This window comes from Rathayibacter sp. YIM 133350 (assembly GCF_037404875.1).
Classification (GTDB): Bacteria; Actinomycetota; Actinomycetes; order Actinomycetales; family Microbacteriaceae; genus Orlajensenia.
The window spans coordinates 35,903-51,782 of record NZ_JBBELO010000034.1 but is presented as its reverse complement, the minus strand read 5'-3'; the positions used below and the strand labels follow the sequence as shown (position 1 = coordinate 51,782).

Below are 15,880 nucleotides of genomic sequence, written 5' to 3'. Positions count from 1 at the left end.
GGGCCGCGGGCGGGCGCGGGCGGGCGGGCTACTCCAGCAGCAGCGCGGGTTCCTCGATGATGGAGGCGACGTCGGCCAGGAACCGGCTCGCCACATCGCCGTCGACCACGCGGTGGTCGAACGAGGCGCCGATGGTCGTGACCTGGCGCACCCGCACCTCGCCGTCGACGACCCAGGGCTTGGGCTTGATGGTTCCGAGGGCGACGATGCCGACCTCGCCGGCGTTGAGGATGGGCGTGCCCGTGTCCATGCCGAAGACGCCGATGTTGGTGACGGTGATCGTGCCGCCCTGCATGTCGGCCGGCGTGGTCTTGCCGTCGCGAGCCGTCAGGGTGAGCTGCTCGAGCGCCTGAGCGAGCTCGACGAGCGACATCGCCTGCGCCTCTTTGACGTTCGGCACGATGAGACCGCGGGGCGTGGCGGCGGCGATGCCGAGGTTCACGTAGTGCTTGACGATTATGTCCTCATCGGTCCACGCCGCGTTGACCGTGGGGTTGCGACGCACCGCCCACACGATGGCCTTCGCCATGATGAGCAGCGGCGAGACCCGGATGCCGGCGAAGTCCGTGGAGGCCTTCAGCCGCTTGACGAACTCCATCGTGCGCGTGGCGTCCACGTCGACGAAGAGGCTCACGTGGGGGGCCGTGAATGCGCTCGAGACCATGGTCTGGGCGATCATCTTGCGCACGCCCTTCACGGGGATGCGCTCCTCGCGCGCGTCGGGCCACTCGGGCGTCTCGATGTTGCGGAACACGCTGGCCTGGCTCGCCTCACGCACGACGTCGTCGCGGGTGACGTCGCCGATCGGGCCGGTCGGCGTGACCGTTGCGAGGTCGACGCCGAGGTCTTTGGCGAGCTTGCGGATGGGGGGCTTCGCCAGGATCGGGCCGGCGGATGTCGCGGGGGCCGGCAGCGGCCGGGCGAGGGGCTGCGCCGAGCTGTGGTGCACCGCTGCCGGGGCGAGCTGCTCGTGCGCGGCGGGGACGGTGTGCGAGCGTCGCCGGCGGGATCCGCCGTGGCCGGTGGCGCCGTGGCCGACCAGTACCGGATCGGGCTTCTGCTCGGGCTCGGTCGCGGCCGGGGCGGAGGCTGCGCTGCCGGATGCGGTAACCGGCTCGACCGGTTGCACCGCACTGCCGACGCCGACCTCGCCCACGACGGCTGGAGTCTGCGTCGCATCCGCCGCGCCGGCCGCGGCATCCGCCACCGTGATGAGGGCGGTTCCGACGTCGATCGTCTGCCCCTCCTGCACCAGCAGCGCGCCGACGACTCCGGCATAGGGGGAGGGCAATTCGACGAGCGACTTCGCGGTCTCGATCTCGACGAGCACGTCGTTCACCGCCACGGTGTCGCCCGGGGCGACCCGCCACTGCACGATCTCGGCCTCGGTCAGCCCCTCACCGACGTCGGGCAGGCGGAAGGTCAGCTCGCTCATGGTCACCTCTCGTGCTCAGTACGCCAGCGCGCGGTCGACGGCCTCGAGCACACGGTCGGGGCTCGGCAGGAAGTGCGTCTCCACGGCGGCCGGCGGGAAGGGCGTGTCGAAGCTCGAGACCCGCAGCACGGGTGCCTGCAGAAGGTAGAAGGCGCGTTCTGCGATGGTCGCGGCGATCTCGCTGCCCACGCTCACGAACCCCGATGCCTCCTGCGCGACGACGACGCGCCCCGTCTTCTCGACGGAGGCGAGCACGGGCCCGTAGTCGATGGGGGAGAGGGAGCGCAGGTCGATGACCTCGAGGCTCGTGCCCTCCTCGGCGGCGATGTCGGCCGCCTCGACGAGCGTCGTCACCATGGCACCGTGGCCGATGACGGTCACATCCGTTCCCGAGCGCACGACTTTTGAGGCGTGCAGGGGAGTGGGCTCGCCCTCGAACTCGACGGTGCCCTTGGGCCAGTAGCGGCTCTTGGGCTCGAAGAACAGCACCGGGTCATCGCTGCGGATGGCCTGCTGGATCATCCAGTACGCGTCGTTCGGCGTCGCCGGACTCACCACCCGCAGGCCGGGCGTGTGAGCGAAGTACGCCTCTGGGCTCTCCTGGTGGTGCTCGATGGAGCCGATGTGGCCGCCGTAGGGCACCCGGATGACGACGGGCATGCTCACCCCGCCCTCGTGGCGGTTGCGCATGCGGGCGAGCTGCGTGGTGATCTGGTCGAACGCCGGGAAGATGAAGCCGTCGAACTGGATCTCGATCACCGGGCGGTAGCCGCGCATCGCGAGGCCGATCGCCGTTCCCACGATGCCCGCCTCGGCGAGGGGCGTGTCGAGCACGCGCTTGTCGCCGAACTCCTGGATGAGCCCCTCCGTCACCCGGAAGACGCCGCCGAGGGGACCGATGTCCTCTCCCATGAGCAGCACCTTGGGGTCATCGCGCAGTGCCTGCCGCAGCCCCGCGTTGATCGCCTTACCGAGGGGTAGGCTTGCGCTCCCCGTGGGACGCGCGGGCACCTGGGTCTGCGCCTCGGCCGTGATCGTGTCGGTCATTCTGCCTCCTCGAAGCTGGCTTCGTAGGCCTCGAACCAGGCGCGCTGCTCGGCCAGAACCGGATGCGGTTCCGCGTAGACATTGTCGAAGATCACGTCGACGTCGGGGCCGACGATCTCCAGGGCCCGACGACGGGCGTCGGCGGCGAAGTCCGCGGCCTCCTCGTCGACCTCGTCGAGGAACGCCTGGTCCACGCCGCGTGCCTTGAGGAACGCGGTCATGCGGGCTATGGGATCGCGCTGCACCCACTCCTCGAGAGCCGCATCCGTGCGGTACTTCGTGGGGTCGTCGGCGGTGGTGTGGGCGCCGACCCGATAGGTCATCGCCTCGATGAGGGCGGGGCCCTTTCCGGAGCGCGCGTCGTCGAGGTGCTTGGCCGTGACCGCGTACGAGGCGAGAACGTCGTTGCCGTCGATGCGATCGGCGCGCATGCCGAAGCCGCGGCCTCGCAGGGCGAGCGGAGTACGACTCTGCCGCTCGACCGGCACCGAGATGGCCCAGCCGTTGTTCTGAAGGAAGAAGACCTGGGGCGTCTGGTAGCTCGCCGCGAAGACGAGGGCCTCGTTGGCGTCACCCTGCGAGGACGCACCGTCGCCGTAGTAGACGATGACCGCCTCGTCCCGATCGGCATCGCCGGTCGCGGTCGCGCCGTCGAACTGCAAACCCATCGCGTAGCCCGTCGCATGCAGGGTCTGCGAGGCGAGCACGAGCGTGTAGAGGTGGAAGTTGCCGTTCTCCTCGGGAACCCAGCCGCCGAGCGTGACGCCCTTCAGCATCCTCAGGATGTCGACGAGGTCGAGCCCCCGGATGAGGCCGACGACGTGCTCCCGGTACGACGGGAAGATGTGATCGTGCGGCTTGGATGCCAGGGCCGAGCCGACCTGCGCGGCCTCCTGTCCGTGGCTGGGCACCCACAGCGCGAGCTGCCCCTGCCGCTGCAGGTTCGCGGCCTCGCGGTCGAACCGGCGCACCCGCACCATCTCGCGGTAGAAGCGCCGGTGATCCTCTTCGCCCAGCGCCTCGAGGTAGGGCAGGAACGGCTCTGCGGCCTCGTTCGGAGCGTAGGCCCCGTCGGCGCCGAGCGCCTGCACGGTCGGCATGCTGAAGTCGTCTGGGATCGCAGCCATTTCTCTACGCTATCCGGCGGACCGGATGCCCCTCTGGTAGGTTCCGCACAATCTCCCCGGCGATCTGTAGGAGTTTGTCCACCGACTCTTCCTCTCCGATCGACACCCGGATGCCCTCGGGCGGGAATGCCCGCACGACCAGTCCTGCGTCGAAGAGTCGCTCGGCGACGGTATCCGTCTCGGCTCCCGTTGGCAGCCAGAGGAAGTTGCCGAAGGGCTTGGGAACCTGCCAGCCCTGCTCGCGCAGGCCCTTCCACACCGCGTCGCGCCGGCTCGCGATGTGCCGCACGCGCTCGAGCAGCTCATCCTCGGCCGCGAGGGAGGCGATCGCGGCGGCCGACGCCTGGCCGGTCACCGAGAGCGGTATGGCCGTCGAGCGGGCCGCGTCGAGGATGCGGGCGGGGCCGAGCGCGTAGCCCACGCGCAGCCCGGCCAGGCCGTACGCCTTCGAGAAGGTGCGCAGCACGACGAGGTTCGGGTAGTGCCCCAGCAGGGGGATGCCGTTCACGGCCCGCGGATCACCGACGAATTCGGCGTACGCCTCATCGAGAACGACGAGAACGTCTTCGGGAACATCGGCCATGAAGGCCGAGAACTCATCGGCCATGACGACCGAGCCTGTGGGGTTGTTCGGGGAGCAGACGATGACCATGCTCGTCTGCTCGGTCACGGCGGCGGCCATCGCCGCGAGATCGTGGCCGTGGTCGGAACGGTTGGGCACCTGAACGCTCGTCGCGCCCGCCACCGTGACGAGGCCCGGGTACGCCTCGAACGACCGCCAGGAGTACACCACCTCGGTTCCCGGTGCGCTCGTCGCCAGGATGAGCTGCGCGAGGATGGCCACGGAGCCCGCGCCGATGTGCACCTCGTCGACGTCGAGGCCGAAGCGCTCACCGAGCCGCTGGCGCAGTTCCACGGCCGTGGCGTCGGGGTAGCGGTTGAAGTTCGAGGCCGCGGCCACCGCATCCACGACCCCGGGAAGCGGGTCGAACGGGTTCTCGTTGCTCGAGAGCTTGAACCCGTCGGCTGCGGCCGCTCGGCCTTGGCGGTACGGCGGCAACGCGGCGATCTCGGGGCGGAGGCGGATGCCTGCGGCCGACGAGAGCTTCGAGGAATCTCTCACGGTGCCCAGTCTAGGCAGCGGTCATTCCGCCGGCAGCATGTGCGTGCCGTACCTGTTCGCCGCTGCAGTGCCGGTGCCATAGTGGAGCCATGCGATTCCTGCTGAAGCTGATCATCAACGCATTCGCCCTCTGGCTCACCACGCTGATCGTCAGCGGAGTGCAGGTGAAGCCCTACGAGGACACCACCCTGGCCTGGGTTCTCACCTACCTTCTCATCGCCCTGATCTTCGGCGTGGTCAACGGCATCGTCGGCACCGCCATCCGCATCGTCGCGTTCCCCCTCTACCTGCTCACGCTCGGCCTGCTCTCGTTGATCGTGAACGGGCTGCTGCTGCTGATCGTGGCCTGGATCTCCGATCTCATGGGCTTCGGCCTCGTGGTCGAGAGCTTCTGGTGGGGTGTGCTCGGCGCCCTCGTGCTCGGCATCATCGCCTGGATCCTCGGCCTCATCTTCCGTCCGGCGATGCACGACTGACGTTCTCGCGCACGCCGAGCCACCACGTCGCCTCGCCGTCGGTGGCCACCCGCTCGAGAAGCACCTCGCGCAGCCGCTGCAGCCGTGGATCGTCCGACGCATCCACGAGCGCGCCCGTCTGCCGGTAGCCGCCGATCGCATGGGCGGGAACAAGGGAGTCGGCCGGACCCTCGAGTCCGTGTTCCCGACTGACGATGAGGTGGTCGGCGGAGGCATCGGAGCTGCGCAGTCCTGACAGCGCAGGCACGATGTCGTCGGTGTGCTCGAGTTGCAGCACCGGTACCTCGTCGGGGATGCGCACGCCGGCCAGGGGTGCCCCCGCCGTCACGAGTCCCGCGGCCGAGAAGCGGTCGTCGGCGACCAGCTGGGCAGCGAGCAGCCCGCCCTGTGAATGACCCACCGCGGTCACGGAGTCGCCCGGCTTCACCCCCGCGGCATCCAGCGCGTCGAGAACCGCCCGATACGAGCCCGACTCTTGCCCGGCGAGAGCCTGCACGTCGGAGGTGGCATCCCACGGCTGAGGGCTGCCGGAGAGCTCCCAGCCGCTCGTGCCGCTGATGTACACCACCCAGTCGGGGGCCTGTGCCGATCCGTAGCGCTCGATGCGCACCTGCGGCTCGTCGGCGACGGCCGGCGGGATGCGATCGAGCAGTTCCGCCACGCCGGTCGGTGCCTGCACCGCCTGTCCGACGTACAGGTCGGCGCCGCGCCGCGCGGTGGAGCGCAGCCCGACCCCGTCGGCATCCACGCGCCGCGTGCTGACCGCGGACTCCCGCAGCAGGCCGAGCATTCCGGCCACTGCGAGCAGGCCGAACGCGGAACTGGACACGCCCGTGAGGCCGGCGCCGCTCTCGCCGAACGCCCGCACGAGGGGCAGCGGTATGCCCTGGGCGCCCTCGACGGCATCGTCGACCGACGACACGAGCGTGCGCACGAGCGCGCTGGTAAGAGGACTGTTGAGAATCTCGCGGTGCTCGCGCAGGAAGTCTGCGCCATCGAGAGCCGACCGGCCGGTCAGCCGGCGCCATCCGTTCGCCGCCAGCCACGCCACCGCAACGTCGATGCTGAGCGCTGCCCCTGCTGCGACCCAGAGAGGCCACGTGACCCGGGCGCAGAAGCCCGCCCACCATGCGAGCACGCTGCCCGCCGTCTCCTGCATCGCCTCGAGGGAGCGCTCGGTGAGTCCGTACGCCGCGGCCGACAGGTCGAGGGCGCCGGCCAGGTGACCGGCCTGCGCGGAGATGTCGGCCGCGCGCGATCGGGCAGCGCTCAGAACGCCGGCGTTCGAGCCGTCCACCCAGACGGCGGCGGCGAGTCCCGCGACCCAGGAGTCGGCCTCGCGCGCGACCCACCTCAGTCGCTGCGATGCCGCGTAGAGCTCATCGCTCGCGACCGCGATGCTGCCGTCGTGCACGAGGAGCGGGCCGCCACCGCCGGGAATCTCGTCGCTCATCCCGATCCCGCCGCACGGATGCGCGCCTGCTCGATGGCGGCCTCGAGAACGCCGGCGAGCGACGCCACGGAATGCCGCAAATCATGAAGGCGGTCGCGGAATGCCCGTTCGGCCGGCGAGCGCCACTGCCGCGGCTCATCGGCCAGCGTCACGGCGGCCTCCTCGACCGCGGCACGCAGGCGCTCCAGCAGTTGCAACTGGGTCGCCGCGTCGTTCACCTCTTCAGGTTCGCCGACCGGCGCCCCTGACGGGGTGCCGGTGGGGTGAGGATGCGTTGGCCTTGCGATGGAACACGACTGTGCAGGAGTGCCTCACGCCGACAGAATGGGGGCATGCTTCCAGCCGACCCTGCGGCACCGTTCCGGATCTCCTTCGTGTGCACCGGCAACATCTGCCGCTCGCCCATGGCGGAGGTCGTGCTGCGTGATCAGGTTGCACGGGCCGGCCTGTCGCCTCTCGTCGAGGTCCGTTCGGCGGGTACCGGCGACTGGCACGTCGGAGAACAGGCTGACAGTCGCACCATCGACGCACTCGCCCGACGCGGCTATGACGGCAGTCACCATCGCGCCCGCCAGTTCGACCCGTCGACCTTTCACGAGCTCGACCTCATCGTCGTGTTCGACCGCAGCCAGGAGCGCATCCTGCGCAACTGGGCACCCTCGGAACTCGACCGCGGCAAGGTGCGGATGCTGCTCTCGCTCGACGCCGAGCAGGCCCACCTTCGCGACGTTCCCGATCCGTACTATTCGGACCCGCAGATGTTCGACGCCGTGCTGCTCATGATCGAGCGAGCCACCGGCGCCCTGTTCCGCCAGTTGGCCCCGGCACTGCGAGGAGGACAGTCGGCGAATCCGCCGTCGGCGTTCTTGGGATGATAGAGGGGTCGCCCCGCTTCAGACAGGATTCCCCATGAGCCTCGCCGATCAGCCCCTCAGCCCCCTCGATGGCCGCTACCACGCGGCAGTCGCCGTTCTCGGGGAGTACCTGTCCGAGGCGGGCCTGAACCGCGCACGCGTTCACGTCGAGGTGGAGTGGCTCATCTTCCTGACGGATCGTGCCATGTTCGGCTCGAGTTCGCTGGAGGCGAACCAGAAGCAGGCTCTGCGGGCGCTCGTGACCGACTTCGACGACGCATCCGTCGCCGCTCTCGCCGCGCACGAGGCGCGCACCCGCCACGATGTAAAGGCTGTGGAGTACTTCGTGCGCGACCAGCTCGACGCCCTCGGGCTGAACGGGGTGGCCGAACTGACCCACTTCGCGTGCACGAGCGAAGACATCAACAACCTCTCCTATGCGCTGACGGTCAAGGATGCGGTGACCCGCGTCTGGCTGCCCAAGCTGAACACGGTCATCGGCCGGGTCACCGAGCTCGCCGAGGCGCACCGCTCCGTGCCGATGCTGGCGCGCACGCACGGCCAGCCGGCGACGCCGACGACCATGGGCAAGGAGCTCGCCGTCTTCGCGTACCGCTTGGGCAGAATCACCCAGCAGGTCGCAGCATCCGACTACCTCGGCAAGTTCTCGGGCGCCACCGGCACTTTCGCCGCACACGTTGCCGCCGATCCGACCGCGGACTGGCCCGCCATCTCCCGGGAGTTCGTGGAGTCCCTCGGCCTCACCTGGAACCCGCTGACCACTCAGATCGAGTCGCACGACTGGCAGGCTGAGCTCTATGCCCGCGTCTCGCACGCCAACCGGGTGCTGCACAACCTGGCGACGGATATCTGGACCTACATCTCCCTGGGCTACTTCCGCCAGATTCCGGTGGCCGGCGCGACCGGTTCCTCGACGATGCCGCACAAGATCAACCCGATCCGGTTCGAGAACGCCGAGTCGAACCTCGAGCTCTCGTCTGCGCTGCTCGACTCGCTCGGCGCGACGCTCGTCACCAGCCGTCTGCAACGCGACCTGACCGATTCGAGCAGCCAGCGCAACATCGGCGTCGGCTTCGGTCATTCCCTGCTGGCCCTCGACAACCTCGAGCGCGGGCTGGGCGAGATCGCCCTCGACGAGGCGGCACTTGCGGCCGACCTCGACGCGAACTGGGAGGTGCTCGCCGAGGCGATCCAGACCGTCATCCGGGCCGAAGTCGTCGCGGGTCGCTCGCAGATCGCGGACCCTTACGCCCAGCTCAAGGACCTCACACGGGGTCGGCGCATCGGAGCGGTCGAGCTCGCCGAATTCGTCGACGCCCTCGACATCGGTGCGGAGGCCAAGCAGCGCCTGCTCGGCATGACCCCGGCGAGCTACATCGGGCTCGCCGACGAACTCGTCGACCGGCTCGACACCAGCCACCTCGACAGCAGCCACTGAGCGCGTCGGCGCGGCCGGCCCGTCTCACCCCGGCGACCGACCGCCTCAGCGGTCGGCGCTAGTGGTGGGCGCCGTCGCCGTCCTGCTCGTCGAGGTCGGCGACCTCCGAGTCGTCGGCCTTCCAGGTCATCGCGAACATGGCCAGCACGACGAGGGTGATGATGAACACCACGCCGAGCGCGATCGCGGCGAGCCCGATCTCGCGGGTGGCCATCAGCACGATGACTCCCACGAAGGCCGAGGCGATGAGCGCTCCGACGACCATCTCGACGGGACGCAACAGGTCGCGTCGACTCGGTTCGGGCAGTGGGCTCTGGCTCATGAGACTTCTTCGTTGGGGGTGGTGACGGATGCGCGAGGTGCGTCCCAGCGCAGGGAGAATCCGGCGATCGCCAGGAAGACGCCGATGATGACGAGGTATGCGCCGAGGATGCCGACGGCGACGACCGCGTTCGGCGGCAGCAGCAGGTAGACGAGCGCGAACACGGCGGTGAGGGCGCCGACGGTGATCCGGTCGCGCGCTTCGGTCGAACGCTCACCGGCCCGGTTCGCGGCATTGCGCTGGCGCACGCCCGCATAGAGTTCGAGAAATCCGGTGACGGCGGCCCAGACGCTCACGAGGAACAGGTAGAACGCGAGGCCCGCATCCGTGAGGCTGAGGGCGAGCAGCCCGACGACGGCCGTCAGCAGCGCGTTGGTGAGGAAGAGCCCGCGGTAGAGGCCGCTCAGCCCTCGCAGCACGAGCGCGCCGACCACGACACCCGACACGGTGGCCCACAGGCCGAAGACGAGAAGTCCGAACGCAGCCGAGTGGTCGGGGATGAAGGCGATGGCGATTCCGGGAACGAGGGCGATGGCCGCCCGCGTCACGGGGATCACCCAGGATCGCGCTGAGAATGCGGCAGCATCCGCCTGAACCACGCGGCGACCTTTCATCGGGGAGATCGGGATGCCTCCAGTCTAAAGCGCCCGCTCTGCGCCTCCGTCCGCGCGCGCCTCGCTCCCGCGGTGGCTCGACCCGTCAACTCCTCCGTGAGCGACGTCAGGCGGATTCACCGTTGGCGGACGCCTCGATCCAGTCGGTCGCTTCATCGGAGAGGAAGAAGCCGTCGGGCCCCTCCTCACCGATCCACCACCCGTCCGAGGTCAGCGAGCCGCCGGCGGCGACGATCTTCGCGAGAACATCGCGGTCGACGGGCTCGCCGTTGTGGGTGACGAGCCATTCCTTCGTGGCGGGGTCGAGCTTCGGCCACCACTCGATGATCTCCATGAACCCAGCCTGCCAGCACGAGCTCCGCACGGTAAGAGCCCGAACCTGCACCGGTCGATGCGGATGGCCTCTATGACGACGCCGCGAAGCCGGGGATCTTCAGGGACGCGGCTCAGGCTTGTCGCTGGGAGAGCCGGCGAGCATCTCGACTTCGACGCGCGCCCCCAATGGGAGACCGGCGACAGCGACGGTCGTCCTGGCGGGGTACGGCGGTGAGAACACCCGTGCGTAGACGCTGTTCATCGCCTCGAAATCGGCCATGTCGATCAGGTAGACATTCACCTTCACGACATCGCCGAAGTCGCGCTTCGAGGCCGCGAGCACAGAGGCCAGGTTCGCGAAGACCTGCTCGGTCTGCGCCTGGATGCCGCCATCCACGAGCGCCCCGGTGCTCGGATCGATGGGGGTCTGGCCGGAGAGATAGATCAGGTCACCTGCCCCCGAGGCCGCGTGTGAGTATGGGCCGACCGGCTGCGGTGCGGCAGGGTCGCTGACGGCTGATCGAGGCATGGGCTCAGGATACGAGGATCGGCCCGTGCGGCACACAGCGGCGCGTATCCACACGCAGGAGCGCCGGATCCCACACGTCGAGGACCGATCCTCCGTCGGAGCGAGTCAGCGCCGGGTCTCATCGTCCTCATCGGTCTGGGCGTACGCCGCCGGGTCACCGAACGGCGAGCGCACCGCTTCCGCACTCAGCATCGCGCCGAACAGTCCGGCCATGATGGCGAGCGTGCCGACGGACGGCGTGAACGCCAGCAGCGGGATCAGCGCGACGGCAACCAGCGCTGCCGCGCTGCGCGCGACGAGCCAGCGACCCGAAGCCCGCAGTTCCGCGGCGATCGTGCCCGCGAGGAAGAGGGCGGATCCACCACCGAGCATCGCGGCCGAGAACCAGTCCAGCGCATCACCGGCTCGCTCCGGCGTCGCCGCCGCCTCCATCCCCACCGAGAGCACGATGATGCCCGCGACGATCACCACGTGCAGGTAGCCGTAGACCGCGACGGCGATGCCGACCCGGGCCCCGCCAACGCGGTCGGCGAAAGCACGACCGATGGATGCCTGGAACCCGCGGAAGTATGCCCACCACAGCTGCACCGCGATGATGGCGGCGAGAATGACGGCGAGGACTCCCCACCCGTCAAGCGGCGCGTGTGCGGTGACGGCGCCGATCGAGACGATCGACTCTCCGAGCGCGAGCAGAACGACGAGTCCGTACCGCTCGGAGAGGTGCCCGACCGAGTTGACGCGGATGTTGGTGCCGCTCCGGCCGTTGGACAGATAGGTCAGCAGGTAGTCCAACAGCAGCGCGGCGAGCCAGAGCACCAGCTGCCAGACCCCACCCAGGACCGCGCCGACGATCAGCAGCGCGACCGAGGGCACGATCGCCCGCGGCAGCGTCGCCACGAGCTGACGGCGCAGCGCGGTGTCGTCGCCGGCTGCGAAGAGGTAGCCCACAAGGTGCACCAAGCGGAGCGCAAGGTAGGCGGCCACGAAGACGAGGGGCCCTGAGACTCCGCCCATCCGGTCGTTCCACGCCTCGGGCACGGCGACGGATCCGACGAGCATGGCGATCACGGCGACGACCATCGTGGCGTACACGATGCCGCGATCGGCGCGCGCCTGATTCGCCAGCCAGGCGTAGGCCGTCCAGACCCACCACACGAGGCCCAGAGTGATCAGGCCCTGCACGACGCCCAGCCAACTCTCGTCAGCCAGCATGATCGCCGTCACCTGCCGGAACGCGAAGACGAAAACCAGGTCGAAGAAGAGCTCGAGTGTCGTGACCTCGTTGCTCACGCTCAGGGGCCGCCCCCACGGCAACCTGCCGGCTCCTTTCGCTCCCATGGATGGCAGGCTATCGAACCCGCCGTCGGCGAGTGGGCGTCCGACCTGCTCGTTGGCCGAGGGGCTCTTGGTTGATGAAGTGAGTACCGACTCAGGCGTGCCGTACTCGTTCGCGGGCACGCCGTCAGAACGCAGCGAAGAGGACAACATACAGACTCACTGGAATGGAGAGGAGGGCGACGACTGCCGCAAGTCCCCAACGCGGTCGCCACGGGTACAGCCAGGGGAAGATGCCTATCGCCACCATGAGGATCGCTGCACTGAAAACGGTCGCCCCTATGGCGTCTGGCACTGCTGGCGATTCCCAGCCGCCGGGATCACCAAGGCACTGGTCGATTCCGCATCGGCTGAAACGGGCAACGGAAACTGCCATGTACCAGGCAAGGAGTGCGACGGGAATCGTCCAGATCAGGTTGAGCGCATATAGGCCTCGGAGCTGCACGGCACGTTGATCTCCGGCCTCGGTCATGCGCGATACCCGATCATCAGGCGAAGGCGAGCCGCGACGAAGAGGAGCACGATCATCCCGGTGATGGTGCCAACCAGGTCCCCTGCCGGAGCCTGCGACGGTCGTCTGGCAGGACTGGGAGCACTGGTCCCGAGGCCCCGTCGACCGGCGCTGGTCATGACGCAAGCCCTGTGGACGTCATCCATCCATCGTCGAATACCGGGATGCTCAACGCATCAGGGCACACCCGGTCATCCCGAGGCTTCGGTATCCACGCGGGACAGTCGCGACTAGCTCGGCGATCTTGCCGCGATGGGTTCGAGCTCGACAAGTTGACCCGGATGCCCGAGCACGGGCACTCCCTGCAACGTCGCGGGCATCTCATGGCTGCCGAAGTGCTCTCTGACGACGTTCCAAACCAAGCCCAGATCCCCTGATCGGTCCGTTGCCACGAGGATCCGCAAGAACGCCACGTTCTCGAGAGAGACACGACAACGCTGGAGGACCAAGTCCATGTTGTGGAGCGCTTGTCGAGTCTGGCGGGCGAGGTCTCCGGGCGCGACCACGGCGCCCTCCGCGTCGAGAGGACACCCTCCAGCGAGATAGACAGTCTCGCTATCTGATCTGACAATGGATGCGTCGGCGTACTCGGCGTGGCGGCGATCCGACAGACGGATCAACTCGAAGTCGTTCACTCCCGAGAGGATACTCAGGTCCGTAGGGCCCACGGTTTCCACGCCCTCGCGTCACACGAAGGCGAATCTGAAGCGCCACACAAGCTCCGAGGCGCGGTGCTGCGTGGCCTGAGGGAACCCGTCGGAGAATACCGGCCGCCCGAGGTGGCACGCGTCCACTCTGACCGCTTTCGGCGTTGTCGAGCCAGGGCGGCGGCATTTCATCAAAGGTGTCGTCTGCGTACTTGAACACGGGACGATTGCATCCACCGCGGCAGGATGGCGTGATTCATTGAGTGCCAACCACCGGATAGACCGCCACGCTCTGAGCGCAATAGCGGAGGCTCCGGCAGGAGTGTCGATTCAGTGCAGCGAGGGCCGTGATCGAACGGACATGGGGTGAGCCTGAGTCGCTGTTGACCTACGGGGACGTCGTGTGTGCGTCTCTGGCTGCCATCAGGCTGTCGGCGTACTGGGAGGGCGTGAGTCCATAGGCTGCCTTGAATCGGCGGGTGAAGTGTGAGTGGTCCTTGAATCCCCATCGTTGCGCGAGACTCGCGATGGACGCGTTTTCCTGGGCGAGGTCGCCGCGGGCCCCCTCGAGTCTGCGGCCGATGATCCACTCGGCGGGTGTCTCGGCGCGGTCGTCGAAAAGGACGTACAGGTAGCGCAGCGAGATGTTGTGCGTTGCCGCGATTTGCGCTGGGGTGAGGTCGGGGTCGTGCAGATTCCGGCGGATGTAGTCGTCGATCCTTGCCGTCAGGGACGCAGCCATCGCCTCCCGGCGGAGATGGCCTTCACCTGCGACAGAGAGGAGGAGCGCGCGGAATAGTTGGGCAGTGCTCGAGCCAGCCGCGATGCGCGCAGCGGGCGGAAGGTCGTCGGCGGTGTCGGCGAGTCCGACGAGCTGCCTCTGCATGAGATTGCGCAATGGGCTGGCCTGTACGAGCGGAATTGCGGTCCGCACTGCGTCGACCTTGAGACCGAGCGTCGCGCAGTCCGCCTCGTACGAGATGCTTCGGCAGCTGCCGTGGTAGGTGATGGTGTAGTCCACGGTCAGATCGAGAACCCGCAGTTCGTCAGGACGTGAAAGCAGCAGTCCACTGTTTTCGGTGACGCAGATTCCCGTTGTCAGGCAGGCGACAGACACCCTTTCCGGATTGGACTCTCGGAGCATGTCGGGCGACCGGCGTGCCAGCCGCAGCCGATCACCGGCGATCTCGATCCCCTGCAACGTCATCCCTGACCCCATGTCGAGGGCGTGGAGGGCGCCCTGCGCATCCTGTGCCATGTCCAGTCGGGTGGGTGGCAGCAGAGCGGCATCAAGGCCGGCACGAAAGGCCTCGGATCTTTCACCCTCGGGAAAGGTCCTGCTGTCAAGAACTACGGCCATGCTGCCTCAGGTGGAATCGGGAATGCCTTTACTTCCGGCGATTCTGGCACCGGTCCTTGATTACCGCCAGAGTTTCGTCTGGGCGGCCTCGACCTATGCATGCATGCGAGCATGCAGGAGCCAGCGCGGTGCACGGTCGTCCAAGACACGCGACCAATCGCGGTCGTACGGTGCTCCCCATGAGCACATTGACTCCCGCTGAAATCGAAGAACTCGACCGTGCCCAGGCTGCGGGTCGGCCCACCATCCTGCTGGTACATGGGCTCTGGCTGCTCTCCAGCAGCTGGGACCGCTGGCGTCGGCATTTTGAAGATGCCGGCTACAGCACGGTCGCCCCGGCATGGCCCGATGACCCGGACACCGTCGAGCAGGCGCGAGCGAACCCGGGGGCGTTCGCGAAGAAGATGGTCGGCCAGGTCACCGATCACTACCTCGAGGCATGCGGCCGACTGGCGGCGAAGCCAGCAATCGTCGGCCACTCCTTCGGTGGCCTGATCGCGCAGCTCCTGGCCGGTGAAGGTGCGGCATCCGCCACCGTCGCCATCGACGCAGCACCGTTCCGCGGGGTGCTTCCCGTGCCGCTCTCATCGCTCAAGTCCAGCTCCGGCGTCGTGAGCAACCCGGCCAACGCGGGGCGAGCCGTGACCTTGAGTTTCGAGGAGTTCAGGTACGGATGGGCCAACGCCCTACCAGAAGACGAAGCACGCCAGCTGTACGACGAGTACCACGTTGCAGCATCGGGCCGGCCAATCTTCCAAGTGATCGCCGAGAACATCAACCCTTTCACCGAGCTCAAGGCGAAGACCAAGTCAGCAGAACGCGGACCGCTGCTACTGATCGCAGGAGAGAGGGATCACACAATCCCGCCTGTAGTGGTCAGGGCCGAATACGACAAGCAGAAACGCAACGAGTCGATCACGGAAATCGTCGAGTTGCCGAACCGGGGCCACTCCCTCACGATCGACAACGGCTGGAAGGAGGTCGCCGATACCGCTCTCGCCTTCATCAGAAAGCACCTACCCACCCCATCGACCACGGCCTCGGCTCGGACCGATGGGGCAAGCATGTGACGAGCGCGATTTCTGACGGTCCCTCGCGGGAACCGGCCACGCAAGTGACCGTCGACCAACAGACAGTCAGTGCGCATCACGCTTGATCCTCAACCCCGGCCAACCTGACGAACCAAGGGACGGTTCGAGCCGACAAAAGGAGTGCTCGACGTACTCGACAGCTTCACGAGAAGATAACGACCAGATACGAAAAGGATTGGACG

18 protein-coding genes are annotated in these 15,880 nt (G+C 67.9%); 4 read left to right on the top strand and 14 right to left on the bottom strand.

The features are described from left to right. Positions 1 to 28 precede the first annotated feature (28 nt). From WDJ51_RS13275 to WDJ51_RS13260, 4 genes are read right to left on the bottom strand one after another with little or no spacing between them, the layout of a single operon-like run. On the bottom strand, positions 29 to 1,435 hold the full coding sequence (locus WDJ51_RS13275; RefSeq protein ID WP_337852942.1) for a dihydrolipoamide acetyltransferase family protein: 1,407 nt from the start codon (positions 1,433 to 1,435) through the stop codon (positions 29 to 31). Between the two features lie 15 nt (positions 1,436 to 1,450). Continuing rightward, complete coding sequence (locus tag WDJ51_RS13270; RefSeq protein ID WP_337852941.1) at positions 1,451 to 2,482, bottom strand: alpha-ketoacid dehydrogenase subunit beta; 1,032 nt, start codon at positions 2,480 to 2,482, stop codon at positions 1,451 to 1,453. Further along, a complete protein-coding gene (locus WDJ51_RS13265) occupies positions 2,479 to 3,609 on the bottom strand; it encodes a thiamine pyrophosphate-dependent enzyme (RefSeq protein WP_443218498.1) in 1,131 nt (376 codons plus the stop codon). Before WDJ51_RS13265 ends, WDJ51_RS13270 begins: the two co-directional genes overlap by 4 nt. A 4-nt stretch (positions 3,610 to 3,613) precedes the next feature. Continuing rightward, positions 3,614 to 4,696: a histidinol-phosphate transaminase gene (locus WDJ51_RS13260; RefSeq protein ID WP_337853068.1), complete on the bottom strand. Its 1,083-nt coding sequence runs from the start codon at positions 4,694 to 4,696 to the stop codon at positions 3,614 to 3,616. A gap of 125 nt (positions 4,697 to 4,821) precedes the next feature. On the opposite strand from WDJ51_RS13260, the gene WDJ51_RS13255 reads away from it, so the two are divergent. Then, positions 4,822 to 5,208: a phage holin family protein gene (locus WDJ51_RS13255; RefSeq protein ID WP_337852940.1), complete on the top strand. Its 387-nt coding sequence runs from the start codon at positions 4,822 to 4,824 to the stop codon at positions 5,206 to 5,208. On the opposite strand, the gene WDJ51_RS13250 is transcribed toward WDJ51_RS13255, so the two are convergent. Both WDJ51_RS13250 and WDJ51_RS13245 read right to left on the bottom strand, forming a co-directional pair. After that, positions 5,180 to 6,661 carry a hypothetical protein gene (locus tag WDJ51_RS13250; RefSeq protein WP_337852939.1) on the bottom strand — a complete coding sequence of 494 codons (1,482 nt, stop codon included), beginning with the start codon at positions 6,659 to 6,661 and terminating at the stop codon, positions 5,180 to 5,182. The two genes, WDJ51_RS13255 and WDJ51_RS13250, sit on opposite strands and share 29 nt — an antisense overlap. After that, entirely contained in the window at positions 6,658 to 6,879 is a 222-nt protein-coding gene (locus WDJ51_RS13245) for a hypothetical protein (protein ID WP_337852938.1), read from the bottom strand. Before WDJ51_RS13245 ends, WDJ51_RS13250 begins: the two co-directional genes overlap by 4 nt. A gap of 114 nt (positions 6,880 to 6,993) precedes the next feature. On the opposite strand from WDJ51_RS13245, the gene WDJ51_RS13240 reads away from it, so the two are divergent. Then, positions 6,994 to 7,536, top strand: coding sequence for a low molecular weight protein-tyrosine-phosphatase (locus WDJ51_RS13240; protein WP_337852937.1), 543 nt, complete (start codon positions 6,994 to 6,996; stop codon positions 7,534 to 7,536). Positions 7,537 to 7,570: 34 nt separating this feature from the next. Further along, positions 7,571 to 8,974, top strand: a complete 1,404-nt coding sequence (gene purB / locus WDJ51_RS13235) for an adenylosuccinate lyase (RefSeq protein WP_337852936.1) — start codon at positions 7,571 to 7,573, stop codon at positions 8,972 to 8,974. 58 nt (positions 8,975 to 9,032) lie between these two features. Here the strand turns inward: purB and WDJ51_RS13230 are convergent, their stop codons facing one another. The 8 genes from WDJ51_RS13230 to WDJ51_RS13195 all read right to left on the bottom strand — a co-directional run bounded on the left by WDJ51_RS13230 (position 9,033) and on the right by WDJ51_RS13195 (position 14,607). Further along, positions 9,033 to 9,296, bottom strand: a complete 264-nt coding sequence (locus WDJ51_RS13230) for a hypothetical protein (RefSeq protein ID WP_337852935.1) — start codon at positions 9,294 to 9,296, stop codon at positions 9,033 to 9,035. Next, positions 9,293 to 9,844, bottom strand: coding sequence for a DUF308 domain-containing protein (locus tag WDJ51_RS13225; protein ID WP_337852934.1), 552 nt, complete (start codon positions 9,842 to 9,844; stop codon positions 9,293 to 9,295). The genes WDJ51_RS13230 and WDJ51_RS13225 overlap by 4 nt, the downstream gene beginning before the upstream one ends. Positions 9,845 to 10,016: 172 nt before the next feature. Further along, positions 10,017 to 10,244, bottom strand: a complete 228-nt coding sequence (locus WDJ51_RS13220; protein ID WP_337852933.1) for a hypothetical protein — start codon at positions 10,242 to 10,244, stop codon at positions 10,017 to 10,019. A gap of 99 nt (positions 10,245 to 10,343) precedes the next feature. After that, the gene (locus tag WDJ51_RS13215; RefSeq protein WP_337852932.1) at positions 10,344 to 10,754 is read right to left on the bottom strand and encodes a RidA family protein; all 411 of its coding nucleotides are present in this window, start codon (positions 10,752 to 10,754) and stop codon (positions 10,344 to 10,346) included. A gap of 105 nt (positions 10,755 to 10,859) precedes the next feature. Continuing rightward, positions 10,860 to 12,092 carry a low temperature requirement protein A gene (locus WDJ51_RS13210; RefSeq protein WP_337852931.1) on the bottom strand — a complete coding sequence of 411 codons (1,233 nt, stop codon included), beginning with the start codon at positions 12,090 to 12,092 and terminating at the stop codon, positions 10,860 to 10,862. A 124-nt stretch (positions 12,093 to 12,216) separates the two neighbouring features. Next, a complete protein-coding gene (locus WDJ51_RS13205; protein WP_337852930.1) occupies positions 12,217 to 12,561 on the bottom strand; it encodes a hypothetical protein in 345 nt (114 codons plus the stop codon). Between the two features lie 269 nt (positions 12,562 to 12,830). After that, a complete protein-coding gene (locus tag WDJ51_RS13200) occupies positions 12,831 to 13,235 on the bottom strand; it encodes a RidA family protein (RefSeq protein ID WP_337852929.1) in 405 nt (134 codons plus the stop codon). A 400-nt stretch (positions 13,236 to 13,635) separates the two neighbouring features. Continuing rightward, on the bottom strand, positions 13,636 to 14,607 hold the full coding sequence (locus WDJ51_RS13195; protein WP_337852928.1) for a helix-turn-helix domain-containing protein: 972 nt from the start codon (positions 14,605 to 14,607) through the stop codon (positions 13,636 to 13,638). Positions 14,608 to 14,786: 179 nt separating this feature from the next. Between WDJ51_RS13195 and WDJ51_RS13190 the strand changes: the two genes are divergently transcribed. Further along, positions 14,787 to 15,677: an alpha/beta hydrolase gene (locus tag WDJ51_RS13190; protein ID WP_337853067.1), complete on the top strand. Its 891-nt coding sequence runs from the start codon at positions 14,787 to 14,789 to the stop codon at positions 15,675 to 15,677. The last annotated feature ends 203 nt before the right edge of the window (positions 15,678 to 15,880 follow it).

Excerpts from the sequence above, each read along its gene's own strand:
- WDJ51_RS13220 (WP_337852933.1), bottom strand. The coding sequence starts at position 10,244 with ATGGAGATCATCGAGTGGTGGCCGAAGCTCGACCCCGCCACGAAGGAA.
- WDJ51_RS13215 (WP_337852932.1), bottom strand. The coding sequence starts at position 10,754 with ATGCCTCGATCAGCCGTCAGCGACCCTGCCGCACCGCAGCCGGTCGGC.
- WDJ51_RS13230 (WP_337852935.1), bottom strand. The coding sequence starts at position 9,296 with ATGAGCCAGAGCCCACTGCCCGAACCGAGTCGACGCGACCTGTTGCGT.
- WDJ51_RS13210 (WP_337852931.1), bottom strand. The coding sequence starts at position 12,092 with ATGGGAGCGAAAGGAGCCGGCAGGTTGCCGTGGGGGCGGCCCCTGAGC.
- WDJ51_RS13190 (WP_337853067.1), top strand. The coding sequence starts at position 14,787 with ATGAGCACATTGACTCCCGCTGAAATCGAAGAACTCGACCGTGCCCAG.
- WDJ51_RS13255 (WP_337852940.1), top strand. The coding sequence starts at position 4,822 with ATGCGATTCCTGCTGAAGCTGATCATCAACGCATTCGCCCTCTGGCTC.
- WDJ51_RS13205 (WP_337852930.1), bottom strand. The coding sequence starts at position 12,561 with ATGACCGAGGCCGGAGATCAACGTGCCGTGCAGCTCCGAGGCCTATAT.
- WDJ51_RS13270 (WP_337852941.1), bottom strand. The coding sequence starts at position 2,482 with ATGACCGACACGATCACGGCCGAGGCGCAGACCCAGGTGCCCGCGCGT.
- purB (WP_337852936.1), top strand. The coding sequence starts at position 7,571 with ATGAGCCTCGCCGATCAGCCCCTCAGCCCCCTCGATGGCCGCTACCAC.
- WDJ51_RS13240 (WP_337852937.1), top strand. The coding sequence starts at position 6,994 with ATGCTTCCAGCCGACCCTGCGGCACCGTTCCGGATCTCCTTCGTGTGC.
- WDJ51_RS13275 (WP_337852942.1), bottom strand. The coding sequence starts at position 1,435 with ATGAGCGAGCTGACCTTCCGCCTGCCCGACGTCGGTGAGGGGCTGACC.
- WDJ51_RS13195 (WP_337852928.1), bottom strand. The coding sequence starts at position 14,607 with ATGGCCGTAGTTCTTGACAGCAGGACCTTTCCCGAGGGTGAAAGATCC.
- WDJ51_RS13250 (WP_337852939.1), bottom strand. The coding sequence starts at position 6,661 with ATGAGCGACGAGATTCCCGGCGGTGGCGGCCCGCTCCTCGTGCACGAC.
- WDJ51_RS13265 (WP_443218498.1), bottom strand. The coding sequence starts at position 3,609 with ATGGCTGCGATCCCAGACGACTTCAGCATGCCGACCGTGCAGGCGCTC.